Origin of the sequence: Falsochrobactrum ovis (genome assembly GCF_003259955.1) — a bacterium.
In the GTDB taxonomy this organism is placed as follows: Bacteria; Pseudomonadota; Alphaproteobacteria; order Rhizobiales; family Rhizobiaceae; genus Brucella; species Brucella ovis_A.
The window spans coordinates 32,262-42,013 of the sequence record NZ_QLMK01000017.1 but is presented as its reverse complement, the minus strand read 5'-3'; the positions used below and the strand labels follow the sequence as shown (position 1 = coordinate 42,013).

The following is a 9,752-nucleotide window of genomic DNA, read 5'->3' as shown; positions in this document are numbered from 1 at the left end:
AGCGCCGCTACAAACGGCGCAACCGGATCGAGATCATGTTCGGGCGTCTAAAAGACTGGCGACGTGTCGCTACGCGCTACGACAGGTGCCCTATGACCTTCTTCTCTGCCATCGCTCTCGCCGCAACCGTTATCTTCTGGCTATGAGCAATGAGTCCTGAGCCTAAGAGGGCGCTGAAGATGCCTCCTGAAACAGAGGTGGACCCGCCTGGTGAGACAGTTTGGCGGCTTGGCTAAGGTGGATCGGGTTGGTTTCTACGCCGCCAGTTGCTCCGTCATTTCTTGCTTATCATAGACCTCGTCGGGCGTCCTGCCGCCGAAGGTCGAGTGCGGACGTCGCCGGTTGTAATAGTCGATCCAGGAACCGATACCGGCCCGGGCTTCGCTGCCGGTCTCGAAGGCATTGAGGAAGACGCACTCGTATTTGAGGCTGCGCCATAGTCGCTCGATGAAGACATTGTCCATCCAGCGGCCGCGCCCGTCCATGGAGATACGGATACCGGCGTCCTTCAACGTCGTGGTGAAGGCGAAGCTGGTGAACTGGCTCCCCTGGTCGGTGTTGAAGATGTCGGGCCTGCCGTGCCGGGCAATCGCCTCTTCCAGAGCAGCGACGCAGAAGTCGGCCTCCATCGTGTTCGACAGCCGCCAGGACAGCACCTTGCGGCTGAACCAGTCCATGATGGCGACGAGGTAAAGGAAGCCGCGTCGCATTGGGATGTAGGTCACGTCGGCACACCAGACCTGATTGGGCCGCTCGATCGCCAGATGCCGCAGCAGGTATGGATAGATGCGGTGCTGGGGATGCGGCTCGCTGGTCTTCGGAGCCTGGTAGATCGGTGACAGGCCGATCTTGCGCATCAGCCGCCGGACCCGCTTGCGGCCCACGCACCAGCCTTGACGGCGCAGGTGCCGTGCCATCTGGCGCGAGCCATACCAGGGCATCTCCATGAAGGCCTCGTCGATGATGCGCATCAGTTCGAGGTTCTCCGGGCTCTCGCCGGCGGGCTGTCGATAGAAGGACGCCCGCGAGATCGAGACCAGTTCGCACTGGCGGCGGATCGAGAGCCGTTCGTGATCGGGGTCAATCATCATTCTCCTCCGATCCAGGCTCAGCGATCGAAGGCCTTGGCCAAAAAATCCCGCTCGACGACGAGCTGACCGATCTTGGCGTGCAGCTTCGTCACCTCGGCTTCCCGGCCGACCTGCGCATCTGAAGCCTTGTCGTCGAGCGCCTTGGCCAGGTTCTCGACGGCTTGCCGTTTCCACTGCGTGATCTGGTTCGGGTGAAGCTGGTGTTTCGTGGAACGGCTCCGAAATCGTCCGCTCGCCGCGGATTGCCTCAAGCGCAACCTTGGCCTTGAACTCGGCCGTAAACCGTCTGCGTGTCTTCATGCTGGATCGTCCTTCTCATCGGAAAATCCACCTTATGCCCCTGTCTCCGAAACCGGGACCACCTCACTGTCAAGGGGTCCCTCCTGCTGCTATAGGAAATGCAGCCCCATGCATACCAGGTTGACAAGGGGCACTTGATGTAACATATGAAGTTACATGAATCGCTGAACGTGCCTAATGTTCACGAGATCCGGTCTCAATCGAGCGCTAATGGTCCCGTTCACTCGTAGGAGATTTAGATGATACCACGAAATGAGGTGACAAAAGTCGTTCTGTCCGCGTTTTTCGCAATAGCTCTCGCCTTCCAGGCTTGGGCACAATCACCTTCGATCAGCGACCAAACGCTAAAGGTTGGTGAGCAGACATTCCGATATTTATCTGCTGGCACTGACGGTCCTCCCATCGTGTTGCTTCACGGCTGGCCGCAAAGCGCGGATAAGTTTCGCTCCATAATACCCTATCTTGAAAAGAACTATATTGTCTATGCCCCGGATTTGAGCGGCATCGGTGGCTCCAACGCGCCGAAACAGCGCTGGGATAAAGCCTCCCTGGCGAATGATATCAAGGGATTTGTAGACCAGCTTGGGTTAGAATCTCCTCTGATTGTTGGCCACGATATCGGCGGCATGGTAGCCTACGCTTATGGTCGGCTTTATCCAAACGAAGCGAGCGGGATTGTTATTCTTGATGTTCCCATTCCGGGACTTGCTCCGTGGGATGATGTTGCGACGAGCCGGCATGCATGGCACTTCGACTTCCATGCGCAGGATGGACTCGCAGAAACTCTCGTTGCAGGTCGTCAAGCGGAGTATTTCCGCTATTTCATCGACAAAGTATCTGGAAATTCGGATGCGATCTCGGATGATGATGTGGAAACCTACGCTGAAGCATATAGATCAGCGGACAGTTTACGTGCAGGTTTCGAATTTTATCGCGCTTTTGACACGGACGCAGCGTTCTTTGCAGAACAGAAATCGAAGCTTCAGGTGCCAATACTAATTTTGGGAGCTGAGTTTTCGACGGCGTCAGCACTTCCCGTCATGGAAGCATCACTTGCTGCACTAGGGGTGACTAACATCCAGACTAAAGTCATTCCGAATGCTGGTCATTGGGTTTCCGAAGAAGAGCCAGTGGCGACAGCGACGGCGATTGCGGATTTTGCTGATGCGGTGTTCACCCGATGAATTGGCACGCTGATCGGATCATGCGATCCCTGCTGGACTGCAGGAGTGCAAATCGTGAACGGCCGGATACAGGCATTGACGGTATTACACCCACTCAAAAACTGAAAGTGGTCGCGTGTGTTCTACCGTTCCAGCCTTAAGAACGGTGAAGATTACCATGCCATCGGATACGTAGACCGCTCTAAACAACTTTTCACGCGGTGAGTGTTGTGGGCAAGCGAAGATTTTTCTGCCAAAGACTCGCCGCTCCTTCACCAATCCGACAAGCAGCGCTGGGCCCGCGCGCATAGCGGGACATCCGTTGGGTGGGCAATAAATTGTTCCATAACAGTAGTATTGACCCCGACCCATCGCTCATGTCACCGACTATGCTGGAGGAACGTATCGCCGGTGAAGTGCAAATATTAGGGATGCTTGATCCCGCGGACATTACAGCTTTGTCCGAAAGCTTGAAAGCGTGCTGCAGATATCAGCCCCGCGACCAAGCGAGGCGATGTTTCAAGCCGCCCGTGATGCGAGGGAAAGAAGCAGGCCTTCCCGTTCGAAGAAATCACAGTCAATTGGCGCGGCGAGCTTCACCAGCACATAGCGGATGAGACGATCATCTGACCAGACGCGGATGGAGAAGGTCATCTTGTCCAGGGATGCGGGAATGGGGTTGCATTGGCGACCGAAAGAAACGTGGAGCTTCTGCCGAAAGCATATGATCTCGGCGTTTCAATGCGACGAGTCCTCGAGCTGATCGCTGAAATCGCAGCTTGGCTACCATGTATTTCGTCGACCCCAAGAGCATGGAACAGCTCCAAGTTTAGATAGTTCAACGCGAAAACTGAGAGTAATGTCCCATCTCTGCAACTAATCCCTCGGAGTTTTGTCGAGCTTAGAAGCTGGTCTTTGACGTCTTTTCCCGGCTTGATAAGCCTTAGGCGACTGGCCAAAAACTGCGGCGAATTGCCTGCGGAAGGCAGCTTCCGAGCGATATCCGACCTGTTCAAGGGTCTCTCTCACGGACCGGCTTTGTCCGTCTGTCAACAAATGGGCTGCACGTTGGATCCGCCAACGAGTGAGGTGTTCCATCGGGGTGCGCCCCGTGAGTGTGTGAAACAGGGTTGTGAAGCTAGAGCGGGACATTCCCGCTACTTTGGCAAGCCGTGCAACTGTCCAGTTCTCCTGCGGCGAGAAGTGGATCTTGTGCAGCACGCGCCCTATTCGCTGGTCCTGCAATGCTCTAAGCCAACTGGCTGAACCTACGGAAGACGCTTGCAATCGGTGTCGCAAAGCCTCGATCAGCATCGTCTCAAGCATCCGGTCAACGATCGAGAACGATCCAGGTCGGGCTGTGGACATCTCGCTATTGATGACATCGAACACGCTGCTCAACCACGGGGCGGAGTTGTTGGCATTGATATTGTGAATGAGTGGAGCGCTCATCTGGTCGATCAGCAGATCAATCTCGTGCGGAGCAAAGTGGAAACACCCCGACAGCAGTTCGCATCCTTGTTTCTCGTCACCCTCGGTGCGGATGATTCCCCTTTGTTGATAAGCTCGCCCCTCATCCTCAGTAAAGTCGCGAACAGGCACGCGGTCGGGTGTATCACTGAGCAGCGAGAAAGAGTCCGAACTCGGTATGAAGACGAAATCACTGGGTACTAATACGTGCTCCGTCCCTGACATCGCAAGTCGAACCCGCCCGGAAAGGACGAGGAGGTAGTGCCCGACTTCCGATGGAAATCGGAGGTTGAATGGTGCGGCAAGTACAAGTCGCCCGTAAAGATCCCCGCGCAAACGGAGGAAGCTGACGAGGCTGCTCAAGACGTCCATCGATCGCTTGTCCCCCAAGGCAGGCTACTTAGACGAATAGATCGAAAACATAACCAATTACGATCTAGCACGCCAGCTCTGGCAACGGTAGCGTAGGGAGAAGCCCAGGGCACCGTTTGGGAAAGGAGCTAGAATCGTGAAATCCCTCGTTTTGACGTCCATTGTCTTTGTAACGTCGGCCTTGGCGATCACCCCAACGGCCGCTGAACCGCTCAGTGCTGCGGCGATTGCGCATTTGGACAGCGCGATCCAGACAGCGATTGCGGAAGATCGTATTGCCGGAGCGGTGGTTCTCGTTGCTAAGGATGGCGAGGTCGTCTACCGTCGCGCTGATGGTTTGGCCGATATCGAGGCTAACCGCGCAATGAATGAGAAAACAATATTTCGCCTGTCATCGCTGTCCAAACTCGTCGTCACCGCAGCAGCCATGCGCTTGGTCGAAATGGGCCTGCTCGATCTGGATCGGCCGGTCACGGACTGGATTCCGGGCTTTCGACCGGAATACGAAGGTAAAACCCCAACGATTACCCTTCGCCAGCTACTGAGCCACACTTCCGGAATTGGCTATGCGGCGGATGAAGGTGGTACAGGCCCCTATAATCAGGTTGGGGTCCAGGATGGTGGATTCGGTAGGGGAATCACTCTACAGGAGAACCTCGACCGTCTGGCTTCAGTTGAGCTGCGCTTTGCGCCCGGCGAAGACTGGAATTACGGACTTGGCATCGACGTGATGGGACGCGTGATCGAACGTGCAACTCTTCTTCCGCTTGAGGTCGCAGTTCGGGATCTTGTGACGGGACCTCTGCAGATGTCGGATACCACATTCCATGTCCCGGCTTGGGATTTGAACAGGCTGGCCGCCACTTATCGAGATGGAGAGCAAGGTCCAGTTCGGATAGAGGACGACGAACGTGTTCCTCTATTGGGAATGTCGGCTCGATTTGAGCCCTCGCGCAACACTGATCCCGATGCCTGGCCGTCCGCTGGTGCCGGCATGTCCGGCACAGCCGGTGACATGATGCGGCTGTTGCTGGCTCTCTCTTCCGAAGACGGTTTTCTAGACGGGATGGCTATCGAAACGATGATGACGCCCCAGACGCCCCCCCTGCCCATGGTGGACCTCATGATGGATATCTACGCGGGCTTGCAGGAAGGTGAGGCCGCTTGGGGTTTCGGCATTGGTGGTGCAGTTCTTTTGAATGCTGATAAGGAGAAGACACCGCAGCCCTCCGGTACCTTCGCTTGGAGCGGTGCCTATGGCCACACTTGGTTCATAGATCCAGAGAATGAGTTGATCATCGTATCGATGACCAACACGGCCTGGGAAGGCATTTACGGCAAGTTCGCGAAGAATATCCGCGATGCAGTCTATGTTACTCAGTAGGTATCTAGCGCTTTGATATCAGGAGATGACGCGGGGCGGTCCGATCCGCTAGTCCCGCCACTGTTGGACTGCCGAAGCTCCTGGTTCCTCCGCGCAAGGGCCTTCAACTTCGCTGCCACATCCGTCGATAAACCGGCCCGCTTGGCGGCATCGGCCTTGGCTTCTTCACTCAATCCGGCAGCGTGTGCGCCGAACAGCCGATCTTGACGAAGATCGGCTAGCAAGCAGCACAGCCGTTAGAACGATCAGCGTCGTGATCCAACACCATCCGCACTGCACGCTTGGCGTATCTCGGGGAAAACATCTTCGCCGCTTTGCTCGTCATGGCTCCATCCCATTTTGAAGTTGGAACCTCCGGCAAACCGGAGCGGCTTAAATGGCCCGTGTGCAGTGGGTGAGAAAGGTTCCGCCCACCGAGTTTGGCAAATACAGTTGTTAAGTCAACCCCTCAGAACTTTCTGCCGGATCGAGATCGGTTGGCCAATGGTCGTCATCCCATCCGCTCGCCGAGCAAATACGCTCAAATTCATTTGCAAGGTCGGATAGCCGAACGGAGCTGAGACGCTTAAGCAGCAGGGCTTCCGCGCTCTGAAGGGCATCATCAATTGTGGCGTTGACGACCCTTTCAACTGCACAGTGCGGATTGTCGCTCATGTTTCCTATAGCGAATATCTTTGGGCCGCCGATGGCATTGTGTATGTCAAGCAGCGTGATTTCATTCAGGTCTCGCGCAAGCGACCATCCGCCGCCATGCCCTTTTTCCGAACGCACATATCCTGCGCGCCGCAAGCCGGCCATCGTCCTTCGGACCAGAACAGGGTTAGTGCCGAGCATGTTGGCGATCTGCTCAGAGGTCAATGAGCCATCGTACCGTGCCATGTGCAAGAGAACATGGAGCATCCTCGATAATCGGCTGTCTGTTCGCAACGGTAATTTATCCCCCTTAAAAATTCGCCTCTTGACCATAGCTCATGGACTTTCATCTGTCGCCATGCATCGATTCGCTATGGTTCCTTAGGTGTATCACACTGCTTTCCTGAGTTGACGAACTGTCGCGTTTTTTGTAACTTTAAAGGATACATAAGGAGGCACCTCATGGCGTTTGATGTCATCGTTATCGGCGGTAGCTTCGCGGGTCAGGCAGCAGCGCTACAGCTCGGGCGTGCGAGGCGGCGCACGTTGCTGGTGGATGCAGGCTCTCCACGCAATCGCTTTGCACTCACCTCGCATGGCTTTCTTGGTCAGGATGGCGTGGCGCCGTCAGTCATCATCTCCACTGCACGCCGCCAATTGGCGGCCTACGCAACGGTAAAAGTCCGCGAAGGAGAGGTCGTAGATGCAGCGATCACTGATGCCGGTTTTCGCGTGTTGTTTGCCGATGGGAGGGAAGACAACGCAAAGCGTTTAATCCTCGCAACCGGGGTTCGCGACATACTTCCTGACCTGCCTGGCATTGAGGAACGCTGGGGAGTCACTGTCCTTCACTGCCCGTACTGTCATGGCTACGAGCTAAACCAACAGCCTTTGGGGGTGCTTGCTCGCGATCAAATGGCCTTTCATCAAGCTATGCTTGTGCAGGATTGGGGTTCAACGACCCTTTTTACCCAAGGATTGTTTGATCCGTCTGTTGAGCAACTGGAGGCACTGTCTGAGCGTGGCGTAAAGGTCGAGTATACGCCGATCGTCGAACTTGTCGGAAACGCACCAGTGCTTGACGGGGTTCGCCTCGCCGATGGCAGGACTATCGAACTTGTAGCACTCTTCACGCTCCCGCAAACGCTCCCGGCCAGTGATTTAGCGAAGAGGCTCGGATGCGCCTTTGAGAAGGGGCCGACAGGGCCGTTTATCTGGACTGATGAACTCCGCCAAACCTCCGTATCCGGTGTTTTCGCCGCTGGAGACGCTGCGAGTCCGATGCCGCAAGCCACACTCGCAGCGGCTGCAGGTGTCGTCGCTGCTGGCAGCGCCCATCAGTCTATCATTTTCGACAAAGCCGGGCTGGTGCGGCGATGAGAGTGAAGGAGATCGATATGAACAAGACTGCTGAACAAGTTTGGGAAGACATCTATCGCGCCGCTAAGCCAACAACCAGCGGCGAGCCCGGCATGATGCTTAAGCGGTTTACGGAGAAGCTTCCGCCCGGCCACGCCCTCGAGCTGGGATGCGGCAAGGGCGACGATGCCATCTGGCTGGCATGTAATGGTTGGACAGTCACAGCAACGGACATTTCCGCGACGGCGCTTAGCTACGCGGCTGAAAACGCGCGACGCGCCGGTGTCGAAGAACTTATTATATTCGAGCAACACGACCTTTCCCGGACATTGCCACGCGGAAAGTTTGATCTAGTTACCGCCAGCTTCTTTCATTCTCCCGTTGAGCTTCCACGCGCGGAAGTTTTTCGACGTGCAGCCGCCGCCGTTGTTTCCGGTGGCCATCTCCTCCTTGTCGAGCATGCGTCGCGCGCTCCGTGGTCGTGGGCTGCACCGGATACGCAATACCCAACGGCCGAAGAGACGCTAACCGCCTGCAATCTCCAACTAGAAGCTTGGGAGCGCCTTCATGTCGCTGCGGAAGAACGTCTCGCTAATGGGCCGGACCAGCAGACTGCAATGGTTGTCGACAATGTCATCTTTCTCCGCCGCTTATGAGGACCGGTGTCAGTATGACCGACATTTTTCCCATTTTGAGCGTGCTTCGAATTCTGGATCGCATTGGCTGCCATTATCACCACGACCTTCGTGATGGTACTCAACGTTCCATCTTCAATATGGCCTTGCTCCTAACCAAAGCCGGCCAAGCGTCAGCGATGTGAACCGCCCTTGGTTCGCCACCGCTTATGTCTTTGAAACGTCCGCCTCGATGAAACGCAATACCATCCTGAAATCCGGGAAGTCTGGTGCAAAATATCTCCTTAGTGCCAGAATTTCTCTTGCTTCTCTGTGCCAAGCGCTTGCTGTCGCCGAATATCTGAGTTTTCGACAAGCGGCCTTGGCACTGGGCGTCACCCAGTCCAGCGTCAGCGCCCGGATCAAAGCCTTGGAGGAAGACCTTGGTGTTCTCCTGTTCGAGCGCAACACACGTGGCGTCCGGTTGACTGAGGCTGGCCGCCGCTTTGTCGCGGAGGTTGAATGTCATTAAGCATGGAATAAGGACCCCATTTGAGGGGTTATCGGCATCCAAACGGGACCCCTTATTTAAAGGGTAACATGACCTTCGATTTCAATCGGAGGTTTTCTATTGGATGCTTATTGTGGAGACTATTTCGAAGATACGACGTCTTGCTCATGTGCAGGGCAAAACGATCAAAGCGATCTGTCGGGAACTGCACGCGACACGCAGGTCATGGTGCCCGAAGCAGGGCTCGACCTGGCCTTCATGGCCGGGGAATGTAGGAGTCCTGGCCTCCATTCCCGTGTGATCTGGCGTGATGCGCTTATGGCGGCCTTCTCGGACATCCATCCCCTGGCTGCGAAGACGCACGTCAAATGGAACGACCTGTCAGGCGAAACCTTCATCGTCCGCGAGGGAGGGACCGGCCCGCAGGTGCACGATCTGATCGTAATACGCTTTGCTGGCGAATGGCAAATTCCGACCATTCGCCAGTTCAATGTAGGGCGCGACGCCTTGCTGTCGATGATTGCTCACGGGTTTGGCATTTCTCTCCTGGCCAGAGAGAATGAGGCAGCTGCACCGCCAGGTGTTGTCTTCCGTTCCATTCTGGACGAGCCCGGGACGATCGCCTTCTCTGCGGTCTGGTCTCCGCACAACCGCAATCCGGCGCTTCGGAAACTGCTCGGTCTGGCCGGGAGATTGGGGCGGTCTCACACAGACCACCGATTCGCTACGCTGCAGCCTGTTGCTTTCAGTGACGACACCGCAACCCGTCCTTTTTGCCGCCCATAGCATCCGGCAGCCACCCGTAGAATTGTTGGCGGTTGCCTTCCGCAGGGAAGGCAATTCTTTGATTGGCTC

General features: G+C 56.0%; 10 protein-coding genes and 2 pseudogenes. 8 read left to right on the top strand and 4 right to left on the bottom strand.

Annotated features, from left to right (window positions below; all coding sequences use genetic code 11):
- Window positions 1-146: transposase (locus C7374_RS13995; RefSeq protein ID WP_146612710.1), on the top strand; the 146-nt coding region annotated here is incomplete at its 5' end.
- 108 nt (window positions 147-254) lie between these two features.
- Here C7374_RS13995 and C7374_RS13990 read toward each other — a convergent pair.
- Window positions 255-1,391 (bottom strand): annotated as a pseudogene (locus tag C7374_RS13990) (IS3 family transposase).
- Between the two features lie 239 nt (window positions 1,392-1,630).
- Between C7374_RS13990 and C7374_RS13985 the strand changes: the two are divergent.
- Window positions 1,631-2,575, top strand: coding sequence for an alpha/beta fold hydrolase (locus C7374_RS13985; protein WP_111576238.1), 945 nt, complete (start codon window positions 1,631-1,633; stop codon window positions 2,573-2,575).
- A 368-nt stretch (window positions 2,576-2,943) separates the two neighbouring features.
- Here the strand turns inward: C7374_RS13985 and C7374_RS16420 are convergent.
- Together C7374_RS16420 and C7374_RS13975 are read right to left on the bottom strand one after the other, a co-directional pair.
- Window positions 2,944-3,239 (bottom strand): annotated as a pseudogene (locus C7374_RS16420) (transposase); the annotation flags it as partial.
- A gap of 191 nt (window positions 3,240-3,430) precedes the next feature.
- A complete protein-coding gene (locus tag C7374_RS13975) occupies window positions 3,431-4,396 on the bottom strand; it encodes an AraC family transcriptional regulator (RefSeq protein ID WP_111576236.1) in 966 nt (321 codons plus the stop codon).
- Between the two features lie 136 nt (window positions 4,397-4,532).
- Here C7374_RS13975 and C7374_RS13970 point away from each other — a divergent pair, with 136 nt between their 5' ends.
- The gene (locus C7374_RS13970) at window positions 4,533-5,780 is read left to right on the top strand and encodes a serine hydrolase domain-containing protein (RefSeq protein WP_158527856.1); all 1,248 of its coding nucleotides are present in this window, start codon (window positions 4,533-4,535) and stop codon (window positions 5,778-5,780) included.
- 435 nt (window positions 5,781-6,215) lie between these two features.
- On the opposite strand, the gene C7374_RS13960 is transcribed toward C7374_RS13970, so the two are convergent.
- A complete protein-coding gene (locus tag C7374_RS13960; protein ID WP_111576244.1) occupies window positions 6,216-6,707 on the bottom strand; it encodes an Rrf2 family transcriptional regulator in 492 nt (163 codons plus the stop codon).
- A 168-nt stretch (window positions 6,708-6,875) separates the two neighbouring features.
- On the opposite strand from C7374_RS13960, the gene C7374_RS13955 reads away from it, so the two are divergent.
- From C7374_RS13955 to C7374_RS16205, 5 genes are all read left to right on the top strand, one after another.
- Window positions 6,876-7,793, top strand: coding sequence for an NAD(P)/FAD-dependent oxidoreductase (locus tag C7374_RS13955; protein ID WP_111576233.1), 918 nt, complete (start codon window positions 6,876-6,878; stop codon window positions 7,791-7,793).
- 17 nt (window positions 7,794-7,810) lie between these two features.
- Window positions 7,811-8,428 (top strand): SAM-dependent methyltransferase, encoded by a 618-nt coding sequence (locus tag C7374_RS13950; protein WP_111576232.1) that lies wholly within the window; start codon window positions 7,811-7,813, stop codon window positions 8,426-8,428.
- A gap of 14 nt (window positions 8,429-8,442) precedes the next feature.
- Window positions 8,443-8,592 (top strand): hypothetical protein, encoded by a 150-nt coding sequence (locus C7374_RS16075; protein ID WP_158527855.1) that lies wholly within the window; start codon window positions 8,443-8,445, stop codon window positions 8,590-8,592.
- Entirely contained in the window at window positions 8,589-8,918 is a 330-nt protein-coding gene (locus C7374_RS16210; protein WP_245412678.1) for a LysR family transcriptional regulator, read from the top strand. The genes C7374_RS16075 and C7374_RS16210 overlap by 4 nt, the downstream gene beginning before the upstream one ends.
- Before the next feature lie 99 nt (window positions 8,919-9,017).
- The gene (locus tag C7374_RS16205; protein WP_210205141.1) at window positions 9,018-9,683 is read left to right on the top strand and encodes a LysR family substrate-binding domain-containing protein; all 666 of its coding nucleotides are present in this window, start codon (window positions 9,018-9,020) and stop codon (window positions 9,681-9,683) included.
- Window positions 9,684-9,752 lie beyond the last annotated feature (69 nt).

Coding starts and splice junctions, on each gene's coding strand:
- C7374_RS13985 (WP_111576238.1), top strand. CDS start 1,631: ATGATACCACGAAATGAGGTGACAAAAGTCGTTCTGTCCGCGTTTTTC.
- C7374_RS13975 (WP_111576236.1), bottom strand. CDS start 4,396: ATGGACGTCTTGAGCAGCCTCGTCAGCTTCCTCCGTTTGCGCGGGGAT.
- C7374_RS13955 (WP_111576233.1), top strand. CDS start 6,876: ATGGCGTTTGATGTCATCGTTATCGGCGGTAGCTTCGCGGGTCAGGCA.
- C7374_RS13950 (WP_111576232.1), top strand. CDS start 7,811: ATGAACAAGACTGCTGAACAAGTTTGGGAAGACATCTATCGCGCCGCT.
- C7374_RS16075 (WP_158527855.1), top strand. CDS start 8,443: ATGACCGACATTTTTCCCATTTTGAGCGTGCTTCGAATTCTGGATCGC.